This is a genomic window from Delftia lacustris, from assembly GCF_040267515.1.
Lineage (GTDB): Bacteria > Pseudomonadota > Gammaproteobacteria > Burkholderiales > Burkholderiaceae_C > Comamonas > Comamonas tsuruhatensis.
The window spans coordinates 5,646,443-5,671,983 of sequence record NZ_CP141274.1; the positions used below are offsets into that span (position 1 = coordinate 5,646,443).

At 67.8% G+C, this 25,541-nt stretch carries 26 protein-coding genes and 2 tRNA genes; 14 read left to right on the forward strand and 14 right to left on the reverse strand.

Features of this window, described 5'->3' with window-relative positions; all coding sequences use genetic code 11:
- Window positions 1-6 precede the first annotated feature (6 nt).
- A complete protein-coding gene (locus tag U6958_RS27330) occupies window positions 7-627 on the forward strand; it encodes a hypothetical protein (protein WP_046240915.1) in 621 nt (206 codons plus the stop codon).
- Between the two features lie 108 nt (window positions 628-735).
- Window positions 736-1,500 (forward strand): 3-oxoadipate enol-lactonase, encoded by a 765-nt coding sequence (gene pcaD / locus U6958_RS27335; protein ID WP_074923666.1) that lies wholly within the window; start codon window positions 736-738, stop codon window positions 1,498-1,500.
- 57 nt (window positions 1,501-1,557) lie between these two features.
- Here the strand turns inward: pcaD and U6958_RS27340 are convergent, their stop codons facing one another.
- The 3 genes from U6958_RS27340 to U6958_RS27350 are packed head-to-tail and all read right to left on the reverse strand — an operon-like array spanning window position 1,558 to window position 5,036.
- Window positions 1,558-3,249 (reverse strand): cobaltochelatase CobT-related protein, encoded by a 1,692-nt coding sequence (locus U6958_RS27340; RefSeq protein ID WP_074923665.1) that lies wholly within the window; start codon window positions 3,247-3,249, stop codon window positions 1,558-1,560.
- On the reverse strand, window positions 3,239-4,216 hold the full coding sequence (locus U6958_RS27345; protein WP_074923664.1) for an AAA family ATPase: 978 nt from the start codon (window positions 4,214-4,216) through the stop codon (window positions 3,239-3,241). The genes U6958_RS27340 and U6958_RS27345 overlap by 11 nt, the downstream gene beginning before the upstream one ends.
- Window positions 4,209-5,036 (reverse strand): IclR family transcriptional regulator, encoded by an 828-nt coding sequence (locus U6958_RS27350; RefSeq protein WP_016454304.1) that lies wholly within the window; start codon window positions 5,034-5,036, stop codon window positions 4,209-4,211. Before U6958_RS27350 ends, U6958_RS27345 begins: the two co-directional genes overlap by 8 nt.
- 131 nt (window positions 5,037-5,167) lie before the next feature.
- Here U6958_RS27350 and xsc point away from each other — a divergent pair, with 131 nt between their 5' ends.
- The 4 genes from xsc to U6958_RS27370 all read left to right on the forward strand — a co-directional run bounded on the left by xsc (window position 5,168) and on the right by U6958_RS27370 (window position 9,652).
- Window positions 5,168-6,979: a sulfoacetaldehyde acetyltransferase gene (gene xsc, locus U6958_RS27355; protein ID WP_016454303.1), complete on the forward strand. Its 1,812-nt coding sequence runs from the start codon at window positions 5,168-5,170 to the stop codon at window positions 6,977-6,979.
- Between the two features lie 212 nt (window positions 6,980-7,191).
- Complete coding sequence (locus U6958_RS27360; RefSeq protein WP_016450078.1) at window positions 7,192-8,166, forward strand: bifunctional enoyl-CoA hydratase/phosphate acetyltransferase; 975 nt, start codon at window positions 7,192-7,194, stop codon at window positions 8,164-8,166.
- Window positions 8,163-9,209, forward strand: coding sequence for a YeiH family protein (locus tag U6958_RS27365; protein WP_016450079.1), 1,047 nt, complete (start codon window positions 8,163-8,165; stop codon window positions 9,207-9,209). The genes U6958_RS27360 and U6958_RS27365 overlap by 4 nt, the downstream gene beginning before the upstream one ends.
- A 137-nt stretch (window positions 9,210-9,346) precedes the next feature.
- Entirely contained in the window at window positions 9,347-9,652 is a 306-nt protein-coding gene (locus U6958_RS27370; RefSeq protein ID WP_016450080.1) for a hypothetical protein, read from the forward strand.
- A 27-nt stretch (window positions 9,653-9,679) separates the two neighbouring features.
- Here the strand turns inward: U6958_RS27370 and U6958_RS27375 are convergent, their stop codons facing one another.
- Window positions 9,680-10,573 (reverse strand): LysR family transcriptional regulator, encoded by an 894-nt coding sequence (locus U6958_RS27375; protein ID WP_074923663.1) that lies wholly within the window; start codon window positions 10,571-10,573, stop codon window positions 9,680-9,682.
- 101 nt (window positions 10,574-10,674) lie between these two features.
- Between U6958_RS27375 and U6958_RS27380 the strand changes: the two genes are divergently transcribed.
- Window positions 10,675-11,643: an NAD-dependent epimerase/dehydratase family protein gene (locus U6958_RS27380; protein ID WP_074923662.1), complete on the forward strand. Its 969-nt coding sequence runs from the start codon at window positions 10,675-10,677 to the stop codon at window positions 11,641-11,643.
- Between the two features lie 64 nt (window positions 11,644-11,707).
- Here the strand turns inward: U6958_RS27380 and U6958_RS27385 are convergent.
- From U6958_RS27385 to U6958_RS27405, 5 genes are all read right to left on the reverse strand, one after another.
- Window positions 11,708-11,784 (reverse strand) — tRNA-Gln (locus tag U6958_RS27385).
- A gap of 77 nt (window positions 11,785-11,861) precedes the next feature.
- Complete coding sequence (locus tag U6958_RS27390) at window positions 11,862-12,842, reverse strand: GTP-binding protein (RefSeq protein WP_016454300.1); 981 nt, start codon at window positions 12,840-12,842, stop codon at window positions 11,862-11,864.
- Window positions 12,839-14,503 (reverse strand): amidohydrolase, encoded by a 1,665-nt coding sequence (locus U6958_RS27395; protein WP_074923661.1) that lies wholly within the window; start codon window positions 14,501-14,503, stop codon window positions 12,839-12,841. Before U6958_RS27395 ends, U6958_RS27390 begins: the two co-directional genes overlap by 4 nt.
- Before the next feature lie 14 nt (window positions 14,504-14,517).
- Window positions 14,518-15,900, reverse strand: a complete 1,383-nt coding sequence (locus U6958_RS27400) for a sodium:solute symporter (protein ID WP_074923660.1) — start codon at window positions 15,898-15,900, stop codon at window positions 14,518-14,520.
- Window positions 15,901-15,913: 13 nt separating this feature from the next.
- The gene (locus U6958_RS27405; RefSeq protein ID WP_016450086.1) at window positions 15,914-16,120 is read right to left on the reverse strand and encodes a DUF3311 domain-containing protein; all 207 of its coding nucleotides are present in this window, start codon (window positions 16,118-16,120) and stop codon (window positions 15,914-15,916) included.
- 142 nt (window positions 16,121-16,262) lie between these two features.
- On the opposite strand from U6958_RS27405, the gene U6958_RS27410 reads away from it, so the two are divergent.
- Window positions 16,263-17,183 carry a LysR family transcriptional regulator gene (locus U6958_RS27410; RefSeq protein WP_047219220.1) on the forward strand — a complete coding sequence of 307 codons (921 nt, stop codon included), beginning with the start codon at window positions 16,263-16,265 and terminating at the stop codon, window positions 17,181-17,183.
- A 7-nt stretch (window positions 17,184-17,190) separates the two neighbouring features.
- Here U6958_RS27410 and U6958_RS27415 read toward each other — a convergent pair whose 3' ends face one another.
- Window positions 17,191-18,123 (reverse strand): LysR family transcriptional regulator, encoded by a 933-nt coding sequence (locus U6958_RS27415; protein WP_074923659.1) that lies wholly within the window; start codon window positions 18,121-18,123, stop codon window positions 17,191-17,193.
- 138 nt (window positions 18,124-18,261) lie between these two features.
- Here U6958_RS27415 and pdxA point away from each other — a divergent pair, with 138 nt between their 5' ends.
- Complete coding sequence (gene pdxA / locus U6958_RS27420; RefSeq protein ID WP_074923658.1) at window positions 18,262-19,995, forward strand: 4-hydroxythreonine-4-phosphate dehydrogenase PdxA; 1,734 nt, start codon at window positions 18,262-18,264, stop codon at window positions 19,993-19,995.
- A 97-nt stretch (window positions 19,996-20,092) separates the two neighbouring features.
- Here pdxA and U6958_RS27425 read toward each other — a convergent pair whose 3' ends face one another.
- Together U6958_RS27425 and U6958_RS27430 are read right to left on the reverse strand one after the other, a co-directional pair.
- The gene (locus U6958_RS27425; protein WP_017407778.1) at window positions 20,093-20,443 is read right to left on the reverse strand and encodes a DUF1304 domain-containing protein; all 351 of its coding nucleotides are present in this window, start codon (window positions 20,441-20,443) and stop codon (window positions 20,093-20,095) included.
- A 99-nt stretch (window positions 20,444-20,542) separates the two neighbouring features.
- A complete protein-coding gene (locus U6958_RS27430) occupies window positions 20,543-20,923 on the reverse strand; it encodes a hypothetical protein (protein WP_016450091.1) in 381 nt (126 codons plus the stop codon).
- Window positions 20,924-21,324: 401 nt separating this feature from the next.
- Between U6958_RS27430 and U6958_RS27435 the strand changes: the two genes are divergently transcribed.
- The 4 genes from U6958_RS27435 to U6958_RS27450 all read left to right on the forward strand — a co-directional run bounded on the left by U6958_RS27435 (window position 21,325) and on the right by U6958_RS27450 (window position 23,085).
- The gene (locus U6958_RS27435) at window positions 21,325-21,681 is read left to right on the forward strand and encodes a PRC-barrel domain-containing protein (RefSeq protein ID WP_016450092.1); all 357 of its coding nucleotides are present in this window, start codon (window positions 21,325-21,327) and stop codon (window positions 21,679-21,681) included.
- A 119-nt stretch (window positions 21,682-21,800) separates the two neighbouring features.
- On the forward strand, window positions 21,801-22,151 hold the full coding sequence (locus U6958_RS27440) for a four-helix bundle copper-binding protein (RefSeq protein ID WP_016450093.1): 351 nt from the start codon (window positions 21,801-21,803) through the stop codon (window positions 22,149-22,151).
- A 152-nt stretch (window positions 22,152-22,303) separates the two neighbouring features.
- Complete coding sequence (locus tag U6958_RS27445) at window positions 22,304-22,663, forward strand: hypothetical protein (protein ID WP_016450094.1); 360 nt, start codon at window positions 22,304-22,306, stop codon at window positions 22,661-22,663.
- Window positions 22,664-22,803: 140 nt separating this feature from the next.
- Window positions 22,804-23,085 carry an H-NS family nucleoid-associated regulatory protein gene (locus tag U6958_RS27450; RefSeq protein ID WP_016450095.1) on the forward strand — a complete coding sequence of 94 codons (282 nt, stop codon included), beginning with the start codon at window positions 22,804-22,806 and terminating at the stop codon, window positions 23,083-23,085.
- Window positions 23,086-23,203: 118 nt separating this feature from the next.
- Here the strand turns inward: U6958_RS27450 and U6958_RS27455 are convergent.
- Both U6958_RS27455 and serS read right to left on the reverse strand, forming a co-directional pair.
- Window positions 23,204-23,293 (reverse strand) — tRNA-Ser (locus U6958_RS27455).
- Between the two features lie 33 nt (window positions 23,294-23,326).
- Entirely contained in the window at window positions 23,327-24,643 is a 1,317-nt protein-coding gene (gene serS / locus U6958_RS27460) for a serine--tRNA ligase (RefSeq protein WP_074923657.1), read from the reverse strand.
- Between the two features lie 137 nt (window positions 24,644-24,780).
- Between serS and U6958_RS27465 the strand changes: the two genes are divergently transcribed.
- Window positions 24,781-25,479, forward strand: coding sequence for an HPP family protein (locus U6958_RS27465; RefSeq protein ID WP_017406743.1), 699 nt, complete (start codon window positions 24,781-24,783; stop codon window positions 25,477-25,479).
- The last annotated feature ends 62 nt before the right edge of the window (window positions 25,480-25,541 follow it).

Here is a 25,541-nt window from a genome sequence, read left to right on the forward strand (position 1 = left end):
AATGCCATGCAAGTCATCGAATGGGCAGCGTTCAGCCTGCTGCCCGGTGTGACGGAAAACACCCTGCTGCAAGCCGCCAGCGCCATGCAGCACCAGTTCCTGGATGTGCAGGGCGGATGCCTGTCACGCCATCTGGTCCAGCTGGGCCAGGGGCGCTATGCGGATGTCGTCACCTGGCAATCACAGGAGGCTGCCCGTGCCGCCCTGGCGCAGGCCGGCCGGTCGGCTGCCTGCGCGGCCTACTTCGGGCTGATGCGCGTGGAGCATCCTCCCTTGCTGGGCGCCAGCGTGTTCAGCCACGGCGGGGAACGTGGGCTGCCGCAGGGCATGGAGTTCTCGTTGTTCCGGCTGCGCCCCGGCGCCGATTCCCATGCCTTGGCCACCGCCGCGCACCGCATGGCCGATGGCCTGTACCGGAATGAGCCCGGCTTCACGGCCCATGGCGTGATGCGCAGCGCCCACGACCCCGGCCTGTATGCCGACGTGGTGCTGGCCGATAGCGCCGGCCGCGCCCACCAGCTGTGCAGCAAGTGGGGCCAGGGACCGTTCGATCCGGCCTGCCAGGACTATCTGGAACTGATCGCGCCGGGGTCGGCACAGCTGCAGTTCTGGGACAGGGTGGCCTGAGCGCCGCCATCGCCGCGCCTTGGCCGGATGCCGGATATGCGTGGTATCCGTATCCGCCAGCCTGCACCGGCCATCCCATAATCACCTTTTCCCCAAGCAGTGACCGCCATGTCGAAACTCCATGTTGTGCAGCAGGGCCAAGGCCCGGCCCTCGTTCTGAGCCACGCGCTCGGTTGTGACCTCCAGATGTGGGACGGCGTGGCCCAGGCCCTGCAAGACCGCTTCACCGTGGTGCGCTACGACCACCGGGGCCATGGCCGCTCGCCCGCCATCGGCGAGGCCTTCGACATGAACGACCTGGCAGACGACGCCGCTGGCGTGATCGAGGCGCTGGGCCAGGGGCCGGTGCACTTCGTGGGCCTGTCCATGGGCGGCATGACGGCCCAGGCCCTGGCAGCGCGTCATCCGGCGCTGGTGCGCAGCATCACCGTCGCCAATTCGGCCAGCTACTACGACGAGGCCGCGCGCGCAGGCTGGCAGGCGCGCATTGCCACGGTGCGCGCCCAGGGCGTGGCCGCGATTGCCGATGGCGCCATGCAGCGCTGGTTCACGCCCGAATTCCGCGCCGGGCAGGCCGCCCGAGTGGCAGCCTTGCGCGCCGGGCTGGAGGCCACGGCGGCCGCGCCCTATGCGGCGGCCTGTGCGGCCGTGGGCGGCATCGATCTGCGCGAGAGCAACCGGCGCATCGCCTGCCCCACGCTGGTCATTGCAGGCAGCCGCGACGAGGCCACGCCCCCTTCCCTGTCCGAAGACATGCAGGCGCAGATTCCGGGCGCGCAGCTGGTGTCGCTGCCCGCCGCGCATTTGAGTGCCGTGGAAATGCCGGTGGAATTTGCGCAGTTGGTGAGCGACTTTGTCGCGCAGATCCGCTAGATCTGCCGTCCTGCCCGGACGAAATGGTCGCTGAGCGACGCCGCTAGCAGGCCGGCATCACGGCCGGCAGATCAACTCCGCCACGTCCATCAGCAAGGCCTCATCGATCTGCTCGCGCAGGTCCACGGCCAGCCTGCGCCGGTAGAACACGCCCAGGTCCAGGCCCACGCCCAGCGCGCGGATCTGCACATCGCCCGCGCGCTCGTGCCGGGCGATGACCTGGCGCAGGTGCTGGTCCAGGTAGTGCTCGTCGTTGGCCTGGTGCGTGGCCGTGTCCATGGGGCAGCCGTCCGAGATGACGAGCAGGATGCGGCGCTGCGCGGGCCGCGCCAGCAGCCGCTCGCAGGCCCATTCCACGGCCTCGCCGTCCACGCCCTCGCGAAACAGGTCGGGCCTGCGCAGCGCGGCAATGCCGTGGCGGGCGTGGCGCCAGGGTTTGGCGGCATCCTTGAAGACGATGTGCAGCCGCTCGTTGAGCCGGCCCGGGATGTAGGGCTGGCCCGCGCGCTGCCAGTCGCGGCGGGCGCGGCCGCCGTTCCAGGCCTGGGTGGAAAAGCCCAGCACGTCCACCGGCACGCCGGCCATGGACAGCGCGCGGCCCAGCAGGTCCACCAGCAGGGACAGCGGGCGCGCATGCGCCTTCATCGAGCCCGAGCAGTCCAGCAGGAGGGCCACGGCCGCATCGCTGACGGGGCGCGGCAGCTCGTTCCTGAAGATGGCGCGCTGCTGCGGATCGCTGACCAGTTGCGCCAGCCGGCTTGCATCCAGGTGCCCATCCTCCAGGCCGAACTGCCAGCCGTCGTGGCGCGGCACGGCCAGGCGCTGCTGCAGGTGGCGGGCCAGCAGGCCCGCATGCAAGCCGCTGCGCGCCAGTTCCTCATCCATCTGCTCGCGGAACTCGGCCAGTTGCGCGGCGCGGATCAGCTCGGTGGCCTGCGCCTCGCGGTCATAGGCGCGCGTGAACACGCGGTAGCTGTGGGCCGAGCCGGCCCAGGCGCGGCTGTCGCCGCTGAGCGCCACGGGCGGCGCATCCAGGCTTTGCGATTCAAAGTGCAGCGGCAGCGCGAAGCTGCCCCGCCGGCGCGGCCCGCCAGCGCCGCGCGGCGCCTCTTCCTGGGCTGACCGCACGGCCTGGCCCACCCAGCGGCTGATGGCCAGGGCCGGCGCAATGAAGGCCTGCTGGTCCTGCCGGTGGCGGCGCAGCAGGGCCCACTGCGCGCCCAGTTGCGCCGACAGGCCGGCGCGCGTGGCCTCGGCCAGGTCGGCCAGGGCATCGGGCGGCTCATGGCCGCTCAGGCGGCTCCAGGCGGTCAGCGCCACGGTGAACAGCAGGATACCCAGGCTGCTTTCGGTCAGGCCCGAATCGGCAAAGGCCTGGCTCCAGTGCACAAAGCGCGCATGCAGGTTGGCGCGTGCACCGGGCCATTCCTCGGGCGCCAGGCTTTCCACGCGCAACTGCTCCAGCAGTTCGAACACCAGCCGCTCGACTGGGTCGCCGGGCAGGTGGCGCGCGTGCAGCGCGGCATCGCTCAGGCGCAGGCGCAGGCTGGCACCGTCGAGCAGGCCGCGCTGGTCGGCCAATCGGGCCGGCACATCGGATTGGTGGGCCGCTGCCAGCACCACGGGCGCCGTGCCCCGGTACAGCGTCTGCCCACTCCATTGCAGCGAGGCATCGCCCGCCATGGCGCGCAGCAGCGCGCCGCCCCAGGCCTCCATGCGCGCCAGCGAGGGGGATGCCTCAGCAGGCATGGGCGGGCTCGTCGCGCAGCGCCAGTTCCTGGCCGAAGCAGCGCTGGAAGTACTCGGCCACGATGGCCCGCTCGGCCGGCTCGCACTTGTTGAGGAAGGACAGCTCGAAGGCCAGCCGCAGGTCATGGAAGATCTGCGCGTTCTCGGCCCAGGTGATGACGGTGCGCGGCGACATCAGCAGCGACAGGTCGCCCACGGCAAAGCCCTTGCGCGTGAGCGCGGCCAGCGCCACCATGGCGGCCACCTGCTCGCGCCCCTGCGGCGTGGCAAACTGCGGCACGCGCGCCAGCACGATGGCGGCTTCCTCGGCCGGTGCCAGGTAGTCCAGGCTGGTGACCAGGTTCCAGCGGTCGAGCTGGGCGTGGTTGAGCATCTGCGTGCCGTGGTACAGGCCGCTGAGGTTGCCCTGGCCCAGGGTGTTCATGGTGGCGAAGAGGCGGAACTGCGCATGCGGCTGGAGCACGCGCTTTTGGTCCAGCAGGGTGAAGCTGCCCTCGCGTTCGAGCACGCGCTGGATGACGAACATCACGTCGGGCCGGCCCGCGTCGTATTCATCGAAGACCAGGGCCACGGGCCGCTGCAGCGCCCAGGGCAGGATGCCTTCCTGGAACTGCGTGACCTGGCGGCCCTCCTGCAGCACGATGGCGTCCTTGCCCACCAGGTCCAGCCGGCTGATGTGGCCGTCGAGGTTGACGCGCACGCAGGGCCAGTTCAGCCGCGCCGCCACCTGCTCGATGTGGGTGGACTTGCCCGTGCCGTGCAGCCCCTGGATGACCACGCGCCGGTTGTGCGCAAAGCCCGCCAGGATGGCCAGCGTGGCCTGCGGGTTGAAGCGGTAGGCCGGGTCCACGGCCGGCACATGCTCGCTGCGCTCGGCAAAGGCCTGCACCTGCATGTCGGTGTCCAGGCCGAAGGTCTCGCGCACGCCAAGCGTGCGCGTGGGATGCATCAGGGTCAGCTCAGTCATCGTCAGGGGCTCCCGGGGGGACTTCGTCGTTGATGCGCGCAATCGCCTCGGCCGCCGCGCGCAGTTGGGGAAGAAAGGACAGCGCCCGTTCGCGCGTGAAACGCATGATGGGCGCCTGCACGGCCAGCCCCATATTCGAGGGGCCGCCCTGGATGGAGGGCACGAGCACGCCCAGGCACAGCAGGCCGGGCAGGAATTCCTCGTTGTCGAAGGCATGGCCCTGGGCGCGCACCTGGTCCAGTTCGGCGTCCAGCGCGTCAAAGGCCGTCAACGTATTGGCCGTGAAGCCTTCCAGCGGCACGGCCGACAGCAGCCGCCTGCGCTGCGCGGGCGCCATCTGGCTCAGGAACAGCTTGCCCGTGGCCGAGCAATGGGCCGGCACGCGCGAGCCCGGGTGCAGATAAAAGCGCAGCGGCGCGGGCGTCTCCACGCGGTCCAGGTAGAGCACCTCGCTGCCCGAGAAGGCGGTGATGTTGCAGCTCTCGCCGATGTCGCGCACCAGTTGCGCCAGCACCGCGTGGCGCGCGCCATGCGTGGTGTTGTTGAGCAGCACGCTTTCGGCCAGCCGCATCAGGCGCCGGCCCGTGCCGTAGTGCCGGCCATTGCCCTCGCGCTGCAGGATGCCCGCGCCTTCGAGCTGCTGGAGCATGCGGTGCATGGTGGGCTTGGGCAGGCCTGTCTCCTCGACCATGGTCTGCAGCGTGAAGGGCTCGTTCTTCTGCGCAATGGCCTCCAGCAGCGCGAACAGCCGCAGGTTGGGGGTATCGCCATCAATACGGGCAGGGACAGGGTCTCGGGTGTTCATGGTGTTGGCCATCATATGTTTTTCAATTTTTCGAGTCAATTTGTTCCGAAAAAAGAAATTTGTTTGACATCAAGGCGAAATCACACCTAGACTTGCGCCGTAATTTCTTTTTTCGGAACTTAAAGTTCCACTTTCAAGGAGACAACATGACTGCAGCCAACAATCGTACGGTGGTCGAAGGCGTCCAGAAGATGACCCCTTCCGAAGCCTTTGTGGAGACCTGCGTGGCCAACGGCGTCACGGAGATGTTCGGCATCATGGGCTCGGCCTTCATGGATGCCATGGACATCTTCGCGCCCGCCGGCATCCGCCTGATCCCCGTGGTGCACGAGCAGGGCGCGGCCCACATGGCCGACGGCTATGCGCGCGTCTCGGGCCGCCACGGCGTGGTGATCGGCCAGAACGGCCCCGGCATCAGCAACTGCGTGACCGCCATTGCTGCCGCCTACTGGGCCCACAGCCCCGTGGTCATGATCACGCCCGAGACCGGCACCATGGGCATGGGCCTGGGGGGCTTCCAGGAAGCCAACCAGCTGCCCATGTTCCAGGAGTTCACCAAGTACCAGGGCCATGTCTGCAACCCCAAGCGCATGGCCGAGTTCACGGCCCGCTGCTTTGACCGCGCCATCTCCGAGATGGGCCCCACCCAGCTGAACATTCCGCGCGACTACTTCTATGGCGAAGTGCAGTGCGAAATCCCCAAGCCAATGCGCGTGGAACGCGGCTCGGGCGGCGAAAACAGCCTGCAGGCCGCCACGGAACTGCTGGCCACGGCCAAGTTCCCCGTGATCCTGGCCGGCGGCGGCGTGGTCATGGGCGATGCGGTCGAGGAGTGCCGGCAGCTGGCCGAGCGCCTGGGCGCACCCGTGGTCACGGGCTATCTGCGCAATGACGCCTTCCCCGCCAAGCACCCGCTGTGGGCCGGCCCGCTGGGCTACCAGGGCTCCAAGGCCGCGATGAAGCTCATCGCCCAGGCCGACGTGGTGATCGCGCTGGGCTCGCGCATGGGCCCCTTCGGCACCCTGCCCCAGCACGGCATGGACTACTGGCCCAAGAACGCCAAGATCATCCAGGTCGAGGCCGACCACACCAACCTGGGCCTGGTCAAGAAGATCTCGGTGGGCATCCACGGCGACGCCAAGGCCGTGGCACGCGAGCTGGGCCGCCGCCTGCAGGGCCAGACCCTGGCCTGCGACGCCACCAAGGCCGCGCGCGCCGACACCATCGCCACCGAGAAGGCCGCCTGGGAGAAGGAGCTGGACGAGTGGACGCATGAGCGCGACCCCTACAGCCTGGACATGATCGAAGAGGCCAAGGGCGAGCGCACGCCCACGGGCGGCAAGTACCTGCACCCGCGCCAGGTGCTGCGCGAGCTGGAGAAGGCCATGCCGCCGCGCGTGATGGTCTCCACCGACATCGGCAACATCAACTCCGTGGCCAACAGCTACCTGCGCTTCGACGAGCCGCGCAGCTTCTTCGCGCCCATGAGCTTCGGCAACTGCGGCTATGCCCTGCCCACCATCATCGGTGCCAAGTGCGCGGCGCCCGACCGTCCGGCCATTGCCTACGCCGGCGACGGCGCCTGGGGCATGAGCATGGTGGAGATCATGACCGCCGTGCGCCATGACATTCCCGTCACGGCCGTGGTCTTCCACAACCGCCAGTGGGGCGCGGAGAAGAAGAACCAGGTGGACTTCTACAACCGCCGCTTCGTGGCCGGCGAGCTGGAAAGCGAAAGCTTCGCGGCCATTGCCAGCGCCATGGGCGCCGAGAGCATCGTGGTCGACCAGATCGAGGACGTGGGCCCGGCGCTGCAAAAGGCCATCGACCTGCAGATGAACCACGGCAAGACCTGCGTGATCGAGGTGATGTGCACGCGCGAACTGGGCGACCCGTTCCGCCGCGATGCGCTCTCCAAGCCCGTGCGCTTCCTCGAAAAGTACAAGGACTTTGTCTAACCCCCTGAGGCGCTGACGCGCCTTCCCCCTCTCTACCCGCTGCGCGGGGGAGGGGGACGACACCCTCGGTGCGGGGCGGCCCTTCCTCGGTGTCCCTGGGATGGGCCGCGCCGGTTTCATGCGCCTGGGTGAAGCGCAAGGCCCTCGAAAGCCGATTCCCAGATTCCCTGCGTTGCTCGCGCCGGGCCCTGTACTTTCCCGCAGGAGCTTTCATGGTCCCCCCACTTTCACTTGCCGTGGCCGCCGATGATGCGCCCGCCACGCCCCGTCCCCATCTCCAGCACTTGCTCGACCAGGCCAAGGCGCAAGGCCCCATTCCCGTGGCCGTGGCCTATCCCTGTGATGCGGGCTCGCTGCAGGCCGCCATGCAGGCCGCGCAGGCGGGCCTGATCACGCCGCTGCTGGTCGGCCCCGAGGCACGCATCCGAGCGGCGGCCCAGGCGGCCGGGCTGGACCTGGCGGGCGCGTCCATCCACTCCACCGCCGACGATCCACGCGCGGCGGCTGCCCAGGCGGCGGCGCTGTGCGGCAGCGGCCAGGCCCGCGCGCTGATGAAGGGCAGCCTGCACAGCGACGAGTTGCTGGGCGCCGCCGTGGCGCGTGAGGCCGGCCTGCGCGGCAGCCGCCGCGCCAGCCATGTGTTCGTGATGGACCTGCCGGGCTTCGAGCGCCCGCTGCTGATGACCGACTGCGTGGTCAACATCTTCCCCACGCTGATGGACAAGCGCGACATCGCGCAGAACGCCATCGACCTGGCCCGTGCCATCGGCATTGCCCGGCCGCGCGTGGCCGTGCTCTCGGCGGTGGAGACGGTCAACCCCGCCATTCCCGGCACCATCGACGCGGCCGCGCTGTGCAAGATGGCCGACCGGGGGCAGATCAGCGGCGCCATCCTCGACGGGCCGCTGGCCTACGACAACGCCATCTCACTGCGATCGGCGCATCACAAGGGCATCGTCTCCGATGTGGCCGGCCAGCCCGACGTGCTGTTGGTGCCCAGCCTGGAGGCCGGCAACATGATCTACAAGCAGCTGGTCTACATGGCCGACGCCGAATGCGCGGGCCTGGTGCTGGGCATGCGCGTGCCCATCGTGCTGACCAGCCGTTCGGACTCGGTGGCCAGCCGCATTGCGTCCTGCGCGCTGGCTGTGCTGGCCAGCGCGGCGGGCGGCAAGGAGCAGTCATGAGCCAGGTCCAAGCACAGGTGGCTGCGCAGGCGCCCGTGCCGCGCATGCTGCAGTGGCTCAGGCTCCTGCCCGGCACGGGCCTGTCGGGCGTGATCGCGCTGGCGGCGACTTTCGTCTCCACGCTGCATGGCGGGCCGCAGCTGCTGTTCGCGCTGTTCTTCGGCGTGGCCTTCCACTTCCTGAGCCAGGACGCGCGCGCCAAGCCCGGCATCGAGTTCTGCGCGCGCGGCGTGCTGCGCCTGGGCGTGGGCCTGCTGGGTGCGCGCATCACGGCCACGCAGATCGCGGGCCTGGGCTGGACCACGGCGCTGATCGTTATCGCCGCCGTGGTCACCACGCTGCTGTGCGGCACGCTGCTGGGCCGGCGCCTGGGCCTGACGCGCCCGCAGGGCGTGCTGTCGGGCGGCGCGGTGGCCATCTGCGGCGCCTCGGCGGCGCTGGCCATCTCGTCGGTGCTGCCGCGCGACAAGGACAGCGACCGCTTCACGCTGACCGTGGTGGTCACGGTCACCGTGCTGTCCACGGCCGCCATGGTGCTGTACCCGCTGGTGGCGCGCGCCCTGCATCTGCCGCCCGAGCTGGCGGGCCTGTTCATCGGCGGCACCATCCACGACGTGGCCCAGGTGGTGGGCGCGGGCTACACCATCGACCAGGCCACGGGCGACTACGCCACCATCGTCAAGCTGTTCCGCGTGTCCATGCTGGCCGTGGTGGTGGTCATGGTCTCGGCCCTGTTCAAGCGCCAGCGCGAGGCAGCGGCCGAGCAGCACCACGGCAAGAAGCCGGGCCTGGTGCCCTGGTTCCTGTGGGTGTTCGTCGCGCTGGTGGCCATCAACTCGCTGGGCTGGGTACCGCCGGGCCTGCAGCACCAGTTGAGCGACCTGTCGCGCAACTGCCTGGTGCTGGCCATTGCGGCCCTGGGCCTGAAGACCTCGTTCCAGCAACTGGCCCAGGCAGGCTGGCGACCCTTTGCGCTGCTGGTGGTGGAGACGCTGTGGATGGCGGCCTTCGTGCTGATCGCCATCGAGATCGAGATGCGCTGACGCCTGCACAGGCATTGCCGCAAGAGGCCCGCCCTGCGCGGGCCTTTGTCATGGCGCCACACATCGCTTGATGGGCATGCACCAAGATGATACATTTGCACACAAATTTTTGATCCACATCAACGCCCTACCGCGCCGTGAACGTTTTTCGCAAGCAAGCCGGCAGATTCCGCAGGCTGACCGCCACCCAAGTCCTCACCCTGCTGCGCAATCAGCAACCCCGGCAAGCCGCCCTGCTGCGGCTGCTGCCCTGCCTGTCGATGCTGGCCGTGTGCGCGGTGCTGCTCGATTCCCTGCTGCCCATTCCGCTGTGGGCCATCGCCAGCCTGACCGTGGTCATGGCCGCCTACATCGCCCACAACTGCCAGTCCTTTGTCGCCACCCAGCGCAGAAAGTCCACGCTGCGCCATCTCGCGCGCTCCTGCCTGCTGCACGCCGGCTGAAGCACAAGTGCCCCTGGGTGCCGGGCGTCAGGCACCGCCTCTGGCATAGGCCGTCAGCGCCTGGGCCACGGCCTTGAAGACCACGGCGCAGCGCTCGCTCTTGCGCAGGTCCTCGTGCATGGCCACCCAGGTATCGAGCTTCCATGAAAACGCCTGGGGCAGCACCCGCACCAGGTCCGGCTCCCGGGCCGCCAATGCCGACTGGCACACGCCAATGCCAAAGCCCGCGCGGATGGCGCCCAGCTGGGCCAGGTCGCTGTCAGAGCGCAGCGCCATGCCTTCGCGCGTGAGCATGGGAAACTGCTGCTGCATCTTTCGGATCAGGGCGCTTTCATGGTCGAAGCCGATGAGCGAATGCCCGGCCAGGTCCTCCAGCGATTCCGGCACGCCGCGTGCGGACAGATAGCTTTCATGGGCATGCAGCCCCAGCTCGATGGCGCCGATATGGCGTGCCACCAGCGCCTCCTGCTGAGGCCGGAACATGCGCACGGCCACGTCGGCCTCGCGGCGCAGCAGGTCATCCACCGCGTTGGACAGCACCAGCTCGATGCCCAGTTCAGGGTGTGCCGCGCGCAATTGCGCAAGCACAGGCGGCAGCACCTCCACGCCCACCACCTCGCTGGCCGTCAGCCGCACCGTGCCGCGCACGCCCGAGCCATGGCTGGCCGCCACGCGGCGCAGCGCGGCCGCCGTCGCGGCCATGCTGGCTGCATAGGGCTGAAGCTCGTAGGCCGCCTCCGTGGGCGCGAAGCCATCGGATGAGCGGGTGAACAGTTGCAGGCCCAGCGCCGACTCCAGCCCGTCGATGTGGCGGCCCACGGTCGGCTGCGCCACACCCATGGCCCGGCCCGCCGCTGACAGCGACCCGGACTCCAGCACCTGCAAAAAGCTGCGATACCACTCCCAGTGGGGTTCCGACATCACTCATCCATTCATTTATGCATGGACACCAGAGAATTCTAGGCAATTTTCTTTTTGCAGCGGGTTGCTGACACTGAGGCTGTCACCACAGGACCCAGCCCATGCCATCCATTGCACTCTTCGGCGCCGCAGGCGCCATCGGCCAGAGTCTGGCCGCCGCGCTCAGACAGCAGGGCCGCGCCTACCGCGTGGTCGGCCGCAACGCAGCCAGCCTGCGCCAGACCTTCGGCGCCGACCCGCTGGCCGAGATCGTCCCCTGGAACCCGGACAGCAACGGCTCCGTCGAGGCTGCCGCCCACGGCGTGGACACGCTGGTCTACCTGGTGGGCGTGAACTACTGGCAGTTCGCATTGCATCCCGAGCTCATGCGCAGGACGCTGGACGGCGCCATTGCCGCCGGCGTGCGCCGCATCGTACTGATCGGCACCGTCTATCCCTATGGAAAGGCGCAGGCCCATGCCGTGAAGGAAGACCATCCACGCAACCCGCATACCTTCAAGGGCCGCATGCGCAAGGCGCAGGAAGACCTGCTGCTGCAGGCCCACGCACAGGGCCGCATCGAGGCCGCCGTACTGCGCCTGCCCGACTTCTACGGCCCGGGCGTGCACAACAGCCTGCTGCACGGAGCCTTCGAGGCGGCGGCCCGTGGCGGCCGGGCCGACATGGTCGGCCCGCTGGACCGGCCGCATGAGTTTGTCTATGTGCCCGATGTGGGCCCCGTCGTGGCGCGCCTGATCGGCACGCCGCAGGCTTTCGGCAAGGTCTGGCACCTCGCCGGCGCGGGGGCGATCACGCAGCGCGACGTCGTCTCGGAGATCGAACGCCTGACCGGCAGGCCGTTGAAGCTGCGCGTTGCAGGAAAGACCGCGCTGCGCCTGGCCGGCCTGTTCAACCCCTTCATGCGCGAGCTGGCCGAGATGCACTACCTGCTGACCGATCCGCTGATCATGGAGGACTCCGCGCTGCACGCCCTGCTGGGCCCCATCGCCAAGACGCCCTATGCGCAGGGCATACGCGCAACGCTCAACGCCGCCATGGCAAGTGCCGACTCACACTTGGCCGCGGCCTGAGCCTGGCCTGCAGCCCGAAAACAAAAAAGCCCTGACAGCAAAACTGTCAGGGCCTTTGTCTATCTGGCAGGGGAGGAAGGACTCGAACCCTCGCATGCCGGAATCAAAATCCGGTGCCTTTACCAACTTGGCGACTCCCCTAGAAGACCTAAATTCTAATACGTTTTTTTGGCCCGAAATCCAAAATTCCAAAAATTTCGACACCGCCAAAGTTGTCTTCATGGCGCGGCCAGGGCTCCCTCAAGACAGCGGAGTATCGCCTCCCGCCCCATCGCCGTGAAACAGCCAATGAAGACAAACACGGACTCCGAGACCCTGGCCCCATGCAGGCTGGCAATGCGCAAGCGCCCACCCACCACGTGGACTTCCTGGACGCTGTCCTGCCCGCCCAACCGCACGATGCCCTTGGCCCGCAACAGGGGGACAGGCAGCGTACGCAGCGCCTGCCGCAACCGCTGCCGGTCAAAGCAGCGGCGCGTTGCGTAGGAAAAGCTGCCCACTTCGGCCATGCCGGCCATGTTCCCGGCCTGGCTTTTCCAGGAGCCGCCCGCTTGCAGCAGGCCTTGCGGGCGGCGTGGCGAGGCAGCCGCATCAATGAACACGGCCAGCGGTATCTCGCCATGTCGGGCAGCCAGCACCACGGCACCGGGCGCCATGCCGGCCACGCGCGCGGCCACCTTTTCGGTGGCACATGCGCCGGCCAGATCGGCCTTGGTCAGCACCAGCGCCGTCGCGCCCGAGATCTGGCGGCGGACCATGTCGCCGACCAGCGGGTCGCACAGTTGCTCATCGACGTCCTGGACATCCACCGCCACCAGGATGGCGTTGAGCTGCAGTGCGGGGTCGAGCATGCCAACCTGGGCAATGCGCACGGGGTCGGAGACGCCGCTGGCCTCGATGACCAGCAGGTCCGGTCGGTCAGGCCGCGCGCCCACGGCGGCCAGGGCTTCAGCCAGCCGGCCTCCGATGGAGCAGCAGATGCAGCCGTTTTCCAGCTGCAGCACGTCGCTGCTGCGCGTGCGGATCAGGGCGGCGTCGATGTTGATCTCGCCGAAGTCGTTGACCAGCACGGCCACGCGCAGGCCATCGGCACGCTCCAGCAGCCGGTTGAGCAAAGTGGTCTTGCCCGCGCCCAGATAACCGCCCACGACGACCATGGGAACGGGCGCCCGCTGCGCCGCGGCGACCGGCGTGCTCATGGCGCTGACCCGGGCGCGGGGAAGATGCGGCCGCCCAGCACGGTGCCCCAGACCTTCACGTCCTTGAGCGCCGCTGGCGCCACCGCGCGGGGATCGTCCTCCAGCACGGCGAAGTCCGCCAGCTTGCCGGGCTCGATGCTGCCCACGCGCCGCTCCAGTTTCAGGGTACGGGCCGCGCCCATGGTGATGGCATGCAGGGCGTCGTCCACCGACAGGCGCTCGGCCTCGCCCAGCACGCGGCCTGAAGCGGTTTCGCGCTGCACGGCGCACCATGCGGTGAACAGGGGGTGGATGGGAGTGATGGGCGCATCGGAATGCATGGCGAAATCCATGCCCAGGCGCCGCGCCGTGCCCGCTGCATTCATGCGCGAGGCCCACTGCATGCCCACGGTCTGCTCGGCGTGGGCATCCCCCCAGTAGTAGAGATGGTTGGAGAAGAAGTTGACACACATTCCCAGGCGCGCGGCGCGCTGCAGCTGGGCGCTGCTGGCCAGCTGGCAGTGCTGCAGGGTGTGGCGATGGTCGGCGCGCGGGTGCCTGGCCAGCAGGTCCTCGATCACATCCAGCACCACCTCGGTGGCCTCGTCTCCGTTGGTGTGGATGTGCTGTTGCAGACCGGCCAGGTGGAAGGGCTCGAACAGCGCGGGCAGCTGCGACGGGGGAATCAGCCACAGGCCGTTGGGCTGCCCGCCCGCATAGCCGGGAGCGCGCAGGCGCGCCGTGAAGCCCTGGATGGAGCCGTCCACGATGAACTTGACGGGGCCGAACTGCAGCTTGTCGCTGGCCGAGGACGCCGCTGCAGCATGCACGCGCGCAGCACCGCCTTCCGGGTTGCGCTGCGGCGCGAAGGCCGGGACGATGCGCAGCGGATAGGCCGCGTCGCCCGTGACTTCGCGCAGCGCGGACAGGCCCTGGGGCGAGAGATCGCTGACCAGGTCGGTGGCGGTGGTCACGCCCGCGAGCTGGGCCACGCGGCCGAACTTCCAGATCGCCTCGCGCTGCTCGGCGGCGGCCAGCGACAGCGCGCTGCCGATCACCTTCTGCACCGGATACATGGCGGCGAATTCCTGCAGCTCGCCCGTGGGCTGGCCCTCGGCGTCCTTGTGGATGCCGTCGATGTCGGTGTCCTCGTCGATGCCGGCCAGCGCCAGCATGGCCGAGTTCACATTCATCAGGTGCACGCTGGCGTGCAGGATGACGATGGGCCGCGTGGCGGAGACACGGTCCAGCTCGCGCACCGACAGCCGGCTGCTGCCGAAGAGGATGGGATCGAAGCCCCAGGCCAGCAGCGTGGCCTGCGCATCGGGCAGGGCACGCTCGGCCTCGGCCAGGCGCGCCAGCACGGCATCCAGCGTGCGCAGGCCGGGCCACAGGCGGCCCTCGGGATCGCGCCGATCGAAGTAGCCCAGGTACACGGCCTCCCACATGGCGCCTTCCATCAGGTGGCTGTGCGCCTCGATCAGGCCGGGCATGAGGACCTTGTCGTGCAGGCGGTCGATGCGCTCGGCCTCGGGCCAGGCAGCCATGTCGGCCTCCTGGCCAACGGCCAAGATGCGGCCGCCCTGCACGGCCACATGGGTGGCCTGCGGCTGGGCCGGGTTCATGGTGAGGATGGTGCGCGCCACAAAGACCTGCGTGCGCGCGTTCTCGTCGTGGTTCATGGTGGTGGTCTTTTTCAGGCGGCCTTGACGCGCGCGGCACCGGGCAGATAGTGGACGATGGCCGTGACCAGCAGGTTCAGCGCCAGGCTGATGAAGCCCAGGTTGATGCCGCCGAAATCCGGCTGCTGGATGTACAGCGCAATGGCCAGCGCCTGGCCGCAGGCAATGCCCAGGGCAACGGCCATGGGCCGGATGCGCCAGCCGAAGAGGATGGCCATCATTCCGGGGAAGAACTGCGTCACGCCGTAGTAGGTGGTGTTGATCAGCGTCAGCATCAGATTGGGCGTGAGCAGCGTCATCACGATGGACAGCACCAGGTAAATGACGATCACCACCTTGGCGCCCTGCTTTTGCTTGGCCTCGGGCAGGCCGGGCAGCAGGTTGCGGGCCACGATGGGGCCGATGGCCAGGCAGATGCCCGCCAGCACCAGCAGGCCCGACAGCGCGGCGCCTGCGGCCACCAGGCCCAGCAGCCAGTCGGGCAGCAGTCGCACGGCAGCCGCGAAGAAGGCCTCGTTGGGCGATGCCAGCTGCAGGTTCTGGCTGATGGCGTAGTACGAGGCCAGCACCAGGAACGGGTACATCAGCATGTACAGCGGCATGGCGATCTGGGTGCGGCGGATGGTGTGCGAACTCTTGGCCGTGAAGAAGTTCTGCACGGCGAACGGCATCATGTAGAAGCCCAGCGCCTGGAACAGCATGGTGCTCATGGAAAAGCGCAGCTGCGTATCGGTCATGTGGTTGCTGACCTTGGCACTGGCGGCGGTGAACACATCGCCCACACCCGCATGCCAGCCCACGGCCACGCCCGTGGCGATGATGGCCACCACCATCAGGATGTCCTTGAGGATGGCGATATAGGCCGAGGCGCGCACCCCCGAGATGGCGATGTAGGTGAAGGCCAGGCCCGCAGAGATCAGCAGCAGGTGCAGCGGCTGGAAATTCCATCCCAGGCCCTTGAGCGCGGCCACCAGCCCCGTGAACTGCAGCTGGCCCCAGGGCAGCAGGAACAGGATGGCCGAGCCGGCCACGATCAGCTCCAGCGCACGGCTGCCGAAGTGGCCCTTGAACAGGTCCGGCAGCGTGATGGCGTTGTGCCGCAGCCCCGCCTTCCAGATCATGGGGCCGAGGAAGTAGCCCAGCGGATAGGCCAGCAGGATGTAGCCCAGGAACCAGACGCCATAGGTCGGCCCCTTGGCGTAGATGCCGCCCGGAAAGCCGACCATGGTGCCGATGCTGTAGATCTCGCCGGCGGCCAGGAAGAACACCAGGTAGGCGCCGAACTGGCGGGAGGCGACGAAGAAGTCATGCACGCTTTGTGCACCCCTGCCCGTGCGCGAGCGGATGGCCAGGTACAGGGACAGCGCGATGAAGCCCAGAAAGACTGCGGTGGTCATGGCGGTGCTCCCTTCAGGCGGACTGCGCGTCGTCGGCTTCGTGGCGGTCGAACATCAGCCAGCACACGAGCATGCACAGCGACGTCAGCACGAACCACATGAAGATCCACAGGTAGATGAAGGGCACGCCGAACACGAAGCGATCGACGGACGCGACCCAGGGAAGCAGGCCGATCACCGCGATGTACGGGATGCCTATGCCGATGAACAGCTTGAGCATGGTTTGTCTCCTTTTGCTCCGATGAAAGAGTTGGCGGTTGTGGCCGCTCTATAGAACATTTCAATGTCCCTGGATGCGATCTTAGGAAGCGCCTACCTATAATTCAAATGAAAAATTTGCCAACAAACCATGAGGACTCCGCATGGATACACAGAAGCTGCGGCACCTGCTGGCCATCGTCGAGCACGGCACCTTTTCCGACGCAGCGCGCGCCGTGCATCTCACCCAGCCGGCGCTGAGCCGCAGCATCCGCGCGCTGGAAGATGAACTCAGGGCGCAGCTGTTCGACCGGGGCGCGCGGCGCGCCCGGCTGACGGTGTTTGGCGAGCTCGTGGCCGAGCGCGCACGCCGCATGCGGCTGGAGGAAACCCAGTTGCGGCGTGACCTGGAGCTGCTGCGCGGCGGCCAGGAAGGCGCGCTCGCCATTGGCGTGGCGCCCGCGCCCGCGGCGCTGCTGCTCAAGCCCTTTCTGATCCACATGGCGCAGGCGCATCCGCGCGTGAAGGTGCGCGCCGAAATGGGTGCCACCAGCGCATTGCTGCAGCTGCTGCGCAACGAATCCATCGATGCCATCGTCGGCGACGCCTACGTGCTGCGCGCCGCCGATGACGTGGAGATGGAACTGCTGGGCGAGCTGCCAGCCGGCCTGGTCTGCCGCGCGGGCCACCCCGTGCTGCAAAACCCCGGCATGGACGAGATCCGCCGCTACCCGCTGGCCACCACCACGTTGAGCACGGCCATGGCGCGGCAGCTGGCCGAGCTGTGGGGCGAAGGCGCCGAGCCCGACAAGCTGTTCACCCTGCACTGCAACGACCTGGACCTGCTGCGCGGCGTGACCCTGGCCACGGACACCTTGCTGTTCGGCGTGCTGTCCATCACCCGCAAGGAGCGCGCCAGCGGCGCCATGGCCGAAGTGCCCCTGCCCGCCGATCCCCGCCGATGCGGCCGCTACGGCATGGCGCGCATGGCCGCGCGCACCCTGTCACCGGCGCTGGACACGGCCTACGCCTTCACACGCACGCACTGGCGCGAGCTGTCGGAGCACGATCAGGAGCCCGGTTGATCGACGCTCAGCCGGCCGCCGGGGCCTGTGCATGTGCCTGTGCATGCGCCAGGCCCAGCGGCAAGGTCTGCGCGCGCAGCCAGTCCAGCACCAGGGCGAAGCTGGCCTCGTCCTGCACCGGCCGGGGCGACATGAGCACGTAGTGCGAGCCATCGGCCACGAAGCCGCGCGGCGCGCACAGCGTGCCGCTGGCCAGGTCATCGGCCACCAGTGCCAGCGGGCCGATGGCGACGCCGGCCCCGGCCACGGCGGCCTGCAGGCTCAGGTAGAAATGCTCGAAGCGCACCTCGCGACCGGCCCGCAGCGGCACGCCGGTCAGTTCGCTCCAATGCCGCCATGCGTCCGGCCGCGACTGCGTATGCAGCAGCACCCCGCCCAGCGGCCCTGAGCGTGCCAGCGCCTTGGCAAGCGCGGGCTTGCAGACGGGCCCCACGCGCTCTTGCACAAAGGGCTCGGCCACCACATCGGCGCCCATGTCGAAATCCGCGCGGCGTATGGCCAGATCAATGCCCTCGCGCGCAAAGGGCACGGAGCCGCCGGCCGATACCAGGCGCAGCTCGCGCTGCGTGCCGATCGCTTCCTGCAAACCACCCAGACGCGGAATCAGCCAGCGCATCAAAAACGTGGGCTCGCACGACAGCACCAGCGGCCGGTCCGGCCCTGCCGCCTGCCGCGCGCGGCCCAGCGCGCCGCGCAGGCGCTCCAGCGCCAGGGCCACCTCCTCGGCCAGCACGCGGGCCGTGGGCGTGGCAATGATGCTGCGGTTGCTGCGCTGGAACAGCGCAAAGCCCAGCGCCTCCTCCATGTCGCGCACGGCACGGCTCACGGCGCCATCGGTCAGGTGCAGCTCGCGCGCGGCCTTGGAGACACTGCCATGGCGCACCGTGGCCTCGAAGGCGCGCAAGGCAGACAGCGGCGGCATGTGGACGGGTGCGGGCATGGCAATGGCGGCTCTAGACAGGTGGAACAGCGGACTTTCAGTTGAACATTACTCAATTGAATGATGAGTCTATATCGATTTATTACTGGAGCATCTTCATGCAAAGTAAGCCCATCGATTGAGGTTTCAGCAAGAACCATGAAGCACTCCAGCCCCAACTCCGCCAACCCCTCGGCCAGCACTCCGGCCAGCGTGCCCCTGGCCATCACCATGGGCGATCCATTGGGCATCGGGCCCGAGATCATCGTCAAGCTGGCAATGGACCCTGCGCGGCCCTGCACGCCGTTTCTCGTCATCGGCGACATCGCCCGGCTGCAGCGGGCGGCCGATGGGTTGGGCGTCCATCCGCAGATCCGGGCCATCGAGACACCGGCCCAGGTCCCTGCCCTGGTGCCGCCCGCCACGCTCTTCGTGCTGCAGACCGGCGAGGACCTGCCGCCGGACCTGCCCTGGGGCTGCGTCGATGCACGCGCCGGCGCGGCCTGCCATGCCTATATCCAGCGCGGCATCGACCTGGCCCTGGCTGGCGACGTCTCGGGCCTGGTGACCGCCCCCATCCACAAGGAAGCGCTGCGCGCGGCAGGCTGCCCGCATCCGGGCCATACCGAGATGCTGGCCGAGCGTTCCGGCACCCGCGACTTCGCCATGATGCTCGCCAATGATGAGCTGCGGGTGCTGCTGGTCTCCATACATGTGCCGCTGCAGCAGGCCATCGCCTCCGTGACCATGGACAACGAGCTGCGCGCCATTCGCCTCGCGCACCAGGCCTGCCGCGCGTTCGGCATCCCCCGGCCCCGGGTGGCCGTGGCAGGGCTCAATCCGCATGCCGGTGAAAACGGTCTGTTCGGGGACGAGGACCGCTCGGTGATCATCCCCGCCATTGCCGCCGCGCGCGCCGAAGGCATCGACGCCAGCGGCCCCTGGCCCGGCGACACGGTCTTCATGCGGGCGCGCCGGGGCGAGTTCGACGTGGTGGTCGCCCAGTTCCATGACCAGGGGCTGATTCCCGTGAAATACCTGGGTGTGGAGCAAGGCGTGAACATCACCGTGGGCCTGCCCTTTGTGCGCACCTCGGTGGACCATGGCACGGCCTTCGACATCGCGGGCACGGGCCGCGCCGACCACGCCAGCCTGGCCTGCGCGCTGCGCCAGGCGGCAGCCATGGTGCAGGCCACCCGTACCGGTGCCAGCGCACGAACGCAGCGCCCGGACTTCATCTTCATGCTCACACAGCAGGACAGGACCATTGCCGATGCGCGCGAGCGGCTGCGCGAGGTGCTGGCCCAGGGCGTTCGCCATGTGGGCTTCAAGGACATCGGCCTGCCCCTGCCCGAGCTGCATGCCCTGGCCCGGGACATCCGGGCGGGCGGCGCCAGGGTCTATCTGGAGGTTGTCAGCCTGGACGAGGCCAGCGAAGTGGCCTCGGCCCGCGCGGCGGTCGAGCTCGGTGTGGACGTGCTCATGGGTGGCACACGGCCCGAGGCGGTGCTGCCCGTGCTGCGCGGCAGCGGCATTGCGTACTACCCGTTTCCCGGCAAGGTGAGCGGGCATCCGAGCGTGCTTTCAGGCCCGGTACAGGACATCGTGGCCAGCGCCCGCCGCATGGCGGGGCTGGACGGCGTGCATGGCCTGGACCTGCTGGCCTACCGCTTCCACGGCGACGTGCCGGCCCTGATCAAGGCCGTCTGCGATGCGGTGGACAAACCCGTGGTCGTGGCCGGCTCCATTGATCGCAGTGAACGCATCGCGGCCGTGCTGGCCGGCGGCGCAGCGGGCTTCACGATAGGCACTGCCGCCTTCGAGGAGACTTTTCCGGCCGCGCGGCCCGGGCTGGCGGCGCAATTGCAGGCCATACAGGCGCTGGTGGACTGACGCCGGCCATGTCGGCTATGCCGGCCCGCGCCTCGCACGCCGGGGTCACGGTCCAGCAGCAGCTGCAGCGGTTTCGCCCACCGGTGCCCGGGCGTTCTCACAGCCCCAGGTACAGGGCCAGCAGCGAAACGGCGGCCGGCACGGCCTGCACCCAGAGGATCTTGCGGCTGGCGGTGGCGGCGCCATACAGGCCTGCCACCAGCACGCACAGGAGAAAAAAGTACTTGAACGCCAGGCCGTCGGCGCCCTGCGCCAGCCCCCAGATCAGCCCTGCGGCGAGAAAGCCGTTGTAAAGCCCCTGGTTGGCGGCCAGCGTCCTGGTCTGCTGCGCAAATTCCGGCGTCAGCCCAAAGGCTTTCCTGCCAGCCGGCCGGTCCCAGAGAAACATCTCCAGCACGAGGATGTAGACATGGATTGCGGCGACGATGCCTATGAGAACGTTGGCCATCTGGGTGGATAGGAAAGTGGACAGGCCCCTGTATACGGGATGCATCCGCCGCCGTCCATGCCCGCCGCGCCACACATGGCCTGCAACGGCCTGCCCGTGTCACCCGGAAGACTTGCTGCCGGGTGGCACGGGCTTTTCCACTGGCTTTTGCGCACTCTCTGCCGGCGCCACGGCACCTGCGGCCGCACCGCCCAGCGCACCGGCCACGCTGCCTACCGTGCCGCCCACCACCACGCCCACCGGGCCTGCAATGACCGCACCGGCGGCAGCGCCGGCAGCGGCTCCGGCCAGTACGCCGCCGCCGATGAACACCGAGCGTGACTCGCGCTGCGCATCCTGCGGCGACAGCTGGTACTGGGCAGCTGCCTCGGGGTCCTGGGAAGGTACGCCGTGGCCCGGTCGTGCCTGTTCGGCCAGGTCTTCGTCCTCCACCGCATCTGCAGACACCGGCGGGATGGATGGCTTGTTACTTGCATTCATGGGAATCTCCTTCGGGGATGGACCGTGGACGCGGGACTGCATCCGCAGCATCCCTCTTGCAGTTTTCGTTGTACGCCTGTGCCCGCCAGGCCGACGCCGGCCCAGGCTGCGCTGCCGCGTCAGCAAACGGCCGCAGCTGCGCAGACCATGACTACAAGGGCTCGTAGGACCTGGCCTCCGGCACCCAAGGACCCTCCTACGCCGGTCGCGGCGCACCGACTACCCGGAGCACTTCATTGCGGTCCTAAGCTGGAACCCAGAAGCACACAGGCTTCGACTTCGCCAGGCGATGCACGGGCTTTGAAGGGGCCGCCTCCCGCGCCTTTTCCCATGCTGCATCGCCCAGCCGCCAGATGCACAGCGTCGGCGTGCCAGCACCAACCCACTCAATGGAGAGCCTCATGGTCACACCCAACACCGTATCGAGCGTCATTTCTTCCGAAACCGTCAGCGGCACCAATGTCTACAACCCCGCGGGCGACAAGCTGGGCAGCATAGACACGCTGATGATCGACAAGCTGTCCGGCAAGGTGCGCTACGCCGTGATGGAATTCGGCGGCTTCCTGGGCATCGGCACGGACCGCTATCCGCTGCCCTGGGAATCCCTCAAGTACGAGCCCGACATGAACGGCTACGTGGTGTCGCTCACGCGCGAGCAGCTGGACAACGCGCCCCGCTATGAGCGCGACACGGCACCGGCCTACACCGATGAATATGGACGCCGCGTGAACGATTACTACGGCGTGCCCTACCTGTAAATCCCGACCCTTGCGGTCTTTGACACAGCCCCGTTCGCGGGGCGTTTTCTTTGGTGCGGATAGCTGGCCAAGGAAGAACGCCCTGCGCGACTTCACTCCCTCATTCCAGGAGAACTCCCATGAATACCACCCCACCGGCCATCGACTACAAGGCATGCATGGATGCCTGCCAGGCCTGCATCATTGCCTGCAATACCTGTGCCGCCGCCTGCCTGAAGGAAACAGACGTCCAGATGATGGCCGCCTGCATTGCCCAGGATCTTGAATGCGCGCAGGTCTGCGAACTGGCCGTGGCCTCAATGGCGCGCCAAAGTCCGCATGTCTCAGACATCTGCCGCCTGTGCGCCCGGATCTGCCAGGCCTGCGCCGACGAATGCGGCAAGCATTCCCACGACCATTGCCAGACCTGCGCGGCAGCCTGCCAGCAATGCGCCATGTCCTGCAATCTCATGGGCATGCAATCGCACTGACGCCGCTGGCCTTTGTCACGACAGCCGGCCAAGCACCCATCCTGCAAACCGGCAGGAAAAAAAGCCACCGGCGCTGTCGTCATCCGCCCTATATCGGCAGCCTTCGGCGCTGCCTACACTTTGATGCATATCCACGCACAAAGGAGATGGGCATGGCACTGAACATCAGCATAGAACAGCGGTTCCTTACCCTCCTGGGCCAGTTGAAGCACATGCCTCCCTGCTCATCCCGCCAGGAAGCGCACGACATGCTCCTGCTGCTGTGGATGCGCATCTGCGAAGGCGCAGGCGCGCGCAGGCAATTGCTCAACAGCATGCGCCAGCGCACGCTGTGCGCAGAGCACGGCTGGAAAAACCTCGACAAAAGCCCCTGCTACTGGGATTCGGAGACCACGCCGGGCATCCGAATCTATCTGCATGCCAATGGCACCATCGTCATTCAAAGACAGGGCGGAGCGCAGGATTCCGAAATCCTGCACTTCAGCAGCCACCGGGAGTTTGTCGAGGCGTAGACAAAGGCCTCGCGCTCTATCCCGAACAATGGCGAAATATTGAAAAACCTAGGTGCAAACACCGACGATGTCCCACATGCGACATCGACCCTGTCTCCATAAAATGCGTCATTGTGTAGCACACTATCCATGAGGAACATATGACAGCAGATTACAAAACCCTGCTCAAGCAAAAGAGCGAGCTTGAGGCACGGATTGCCGAAACGCTGAAGGCGGAGAAAGGCGGAGTCATCGCAAAGGTCCGAGAACTCGTCCATGAGTTCGGATTGACCCACGACGACATCTTCAGCGCCCGCAAATCCAAGTCCGCCAACATTGGCGTGCCGAAATACCGGGACCCCGCCACCGGAGCCACCTGGACGGGACGGGGCAAGCCGCCGCGCTGGATCGAAGGCAAGGACCGCAAGGCCCTCGAGATCTGAGCATGGCCCGCCAACGCGGGCATTTTTTATGGCGGCCCCAATCGCCCGTACTCTCGCCAGGCAATGCCAGAAACAGAAAAACCCAGTGCTATTCACATAGCACTGGGTTTCATGTTTCTGGCGGAGAGGGAGGGATTCGAACCCTCGGTACGTTCGCACGTACGCCTGATTTCGAGTCAGGTACAATCGACCACTCTGCCACCTCTCCGCAGCGTCGAAGCTGAAATTATAGCCTAAAAATTCAGGCCTTCAGCAAAGTCTGTCCACCCATATACGGGCGCAGCGCCTCGGGGATGGTCACCGAGCCGTCGGCGTTCTGGTAGTTCTCCAGCACCGCCACCAGCGTGCGGCCCACGGCCAGGCCGGAACCGTTGAGGGTGTGCACCAGCTCGTTCTTGCCCTGGGCATTCTTGAAGCGCGCCTGCAGGCGGCGCGCCTGGAAGGCCTCGCAGTTGGAGACCGAGCTGATCTCGCGGTAAGTGTTCTGCGCAGGCAGCCAGACTTCCAGGTCATAGGTCTTGGCCGAGCCAAAGCCCATGTCGCCCGTGCACAGGCTCATCACGCGGTAGGGCAGGCCCAGCTTCTGCAGCACGGCCTCGGCGTGGCCGGTCATCTCTTCCAGCGCCTCGTAGCTCTTTTCCGGATGCACGATCTGCACCATCTCGACCTTGTCGAACTGGTGCTGGCGGATCATGCCGCGCGTGTCGCGGCCGTAGCTGCCGGCCTCCGAGCGGAAGCAGGGGCTGTGGGCCGTGAGCTTGATGGGCAGCTGGTCCTCGGCCACGACCACGTCGCGCACGAAGTTGGTCAGCGGCACCTCGGCCGTGGGAATCAGGTAGAGCGCCGCGTTGTCGGGCACGGGCTCGCCGTCCTGGCCGCCCTTCTTGGCGGCGAACAGGTCGCCCTCGAACTTGGGCAACTGGCCCGTGCCCTTGAGCGAGTCGGCATTGACGGCGTAGGGCACATAGCACTCGGTGTAGCCATGCGAGTCGGTCTGCAGGTCGATCATGAACTGCGCCAGGGCGCGGTGCAGGCGGGCGATGGGGCCCTTCATCACGGTGAAGCGCGAGCCCGACAGCTTGACGCCCATGTCGAAATCCAGGCCCAGCGGCTGGCCCACGTCCACATGGTCCTTGACCTCGAAATCAAAGGTCTTGGGCGTGCCCCAGCGGCGCGCCTCCACATTGCCGCTTTCGTCCGCACCGACGGGCACGCTGTCGTGCGGAAGGTTGGGCACGGCCAGCAGCATGGCGTGCAGCTCGCCCTGGATCTGCTCCAGGCGCGTGGCCGACTGCTCCAGCTCGGTCTTGAGGCTGCCGACTTCGGCCTTGGCGGCCTCGGCAGCGTCCTTCTCGCCCTTGCCCATCAGCATGCCGATCTGCTTGGACAGCTGGTTGCGCTTGGACTGCAGCTCCTCGGTCCGTGTCTGCAGGGACTTGCGCTCTGCTTCCAGGGACTGGAAGGCCTCCACGTTCAGGAAGGCCTGGGGCTTTTTGCGGGTCTCCAGCCGTGCGACGGCCGAGTCAAGGTCTTTGCGAAGAAGAAGGATATCGAGCATAGCCGGCAATTTTAGGCGGTATCGCCATGGCAGCGCCCGCCCCTGGGCGTTGGGGGTCTTGCCGCTACAGAAATCCCGCGCCGGCGCCGATACTTCCAATATGCCGCCCACAGCGGTTTGCGCACCCGGGAGCACCCATGTTTTTTGTCTTCGGTCCCAACGGACAGATGTTTCGCGGTCCCGCCGAGCGGCTGGGCCAGGTGGCGCCCGTGCGCCGCGTACAACGCCCGCAGGCCCTGCGCACGCGCTCGGCCGATGTGATGGCCGACGATGCAGCCGCCTCGTTCCCTGCCATCCTGGCCGACCTCGCGGGCCAGCCTGCCGGCGCGCCGGAGCCCGCCCCGCGCAGCCGCGGCGCGGTCGATGCCTACCTTTCCACGGAAAAAGGCCCCAGCCAGCCACGCCAGCCCCTGCAGACCGTGGCCGACGTGATGAGCCACGAGGCCGTGACGGTGTCGCCCGAGGCCGGTGTCAACGACGCCTGGCGCGTGCTGGCCGAGCACGGCGTGGCCCAGGCCCCCGTGCTGGATGCCGGTGGCCGCGTGGTCGGCCTGCTGCTGCGTGCCGACATGGCGCCGCTGGACCTGCTGCCCGAGCCCGGTGCGATCAAGGACGCCATTGCCCTGGCGCGCCGGCCCGTGAACGAGGTCATGATCTCCCCCATACCCACGGTGGCCACCACCACCGACCTGCGCCGCGTGGCCGGCGTGCTGCTGGAGACCGGCCTGCCGGGCCTGCCCGTGACCGATGAGCAGGGCCTGCTGGCCGGCTTCATCAGCCGCACCGACATCCTGCGCGCCGTGGCCTCCGATCCGCCGCTGGATCTGTGGAGCTGAGGCTTTCGGCCCCACCATGCAAAACGGGCGCCAGGCGCCCGTTTGCTTTTTGGCCAATGTCC